This window comes from Streptomyces eurythermus, from assembly GCF_014649115.1.
In the GTDB taxonomy this organism is placed as follows: Bacteria; Actinomycetota; Actinomycetes; order Streptomycetales; family Streptomycetaceae; genus Streptomyces; species Streptomyces eurythermus.
The window spans coordinates 1-1333 of sequence record NZ_BMSK01000057.1; the positions used below are offsets into that span (position 1 = coordinate 1).

2 protein-coding genes are annotated in these 1333 nt (G+C 68.3%); both read left to right on the plus strand.

Features of this window, described 5'->3' with window-relative positions:
- Positions 1-468, plus strand: a 468-nt coding sequence (locus tag IE251_RS40440) for an alpha-glucosidase C-terminal domain-containing protein (RefSeq protein WP_189757925.1), incomplete at its 5' end; no start/stop codon positions are given.
- A partial coding sequence (locus tag IE251_RS40445) for an alpha-amylase family glycosyl hydrolase (RefSeq protein WP_268253384.1) occupies positions 465-1333 on the plus strand: 869 nt, incomplete at its 3' end. The genes IE251_RS40440 and IE251_RS40445, both read left to right, overlap by 4 nt.

Consider the following 1333-nt stretch of genomic DNA (forward strand, 5'->3'; position numbering starts at 1 on the left):
ACCCCGCTGCGCGAAGGCGCCGAGGAATACCTGGACTCGGAGAAGTACCAGCTCAGGCCCCGCGACTGGGAGGCCGCCGAGCGCGAGGGCCGGACCATCGCCCCACTCATCACCCGCCTCAACACCATCCGCCGCCGCCATCCGGCACTCCAGCGGCTGCGCAACCTCCACTTCCACCACACCGACAACGACGCCGTGCTCGCCTACAGCAAACGCACGGGGACGGACACGGTCGTCGTGGTCGTCAACCTCGACCCGCACCACACCCAGGAGGCCACGGTCTCGTTGGACATGCCGCGACTCGGCCTGGACCGGCACGAGTCCGTGCCGGTGCACGACGAACTGTCGGGCGAGACCTACCACTGGGGCGGCACCAACTACGTGCGGCTCACGCCCGGCCGGGCGCCCGCGCACGTGCTCCACGTCGGGCGCTCGACGCCCCGGATCGGAGGGCCCGCAGCGTCATGACCGTCAACGAGCCCGTACCGGACACCTTCGAGGACACGCCCGCCGACGACCGGGACCCTCAGTGGTTCAAACGCGCCGTCTTCTACGAGGTCCTGGTCCGCTCCTTCCAGGACAGCGACGGCGACGGCGTCGGCGACCTGAAGGGCCTGACCGCCAGGCTGGACTACCTCCAGTGGCTCGGCGTGGACTGCCTGTGGCTGCCGCCCTTCTTCAAGTCACCCCTCAGGGACGGCGGTTACGACGTCTCCGACTACACCGCCGTCCTGCCCGAGTTCGGTGACCTCGCCGACTTCGTGGAGTTCGTGGACGCCGCCCACCAGCGCGGCATGCGGGTGATCATCGACTTCGTCATGAACCACACCAGCGACCAGCACCCGTGGTTCCAGGAGTCCCGCAAGAACCCCGACGGCCCCTACGGCGACTACTACATGTGGGCCGACGACGACAAGCGGTACCAGGACGCGCGGATCATCTTCGTCGACACCGAGGTCTCCAACTGGACCTTCGACCCGGTGCGCGGCCAGTACTACTTCCACCGCTTCTTCTCGCACCAGCCCGACCTCAACTACGAGAACCCGGCCGTCCAGGAGGAGATCCTGGCCGCCCTGCGGTTCTGGCTGGACCTCGGCATCGACGGCTACCGCCTGGACGCGGTGCCCTACCTGTACGCGGAAGAGGGCACCAACTGCGAGAACCTGCCCGCCACGCACCAGTTCCTGAAGCGGGTCCGCCGCGAGATCGACGCGCTCTACCCGGACACCGTGCTGCTGGCGGAGGCCAACCAGTGGCCGGAGGACGTGGTCGACTACTTCGGCGACTACTCCGCCGGCGGCGACGAGTGCCACATGGCCTTCCACTTCCCCGT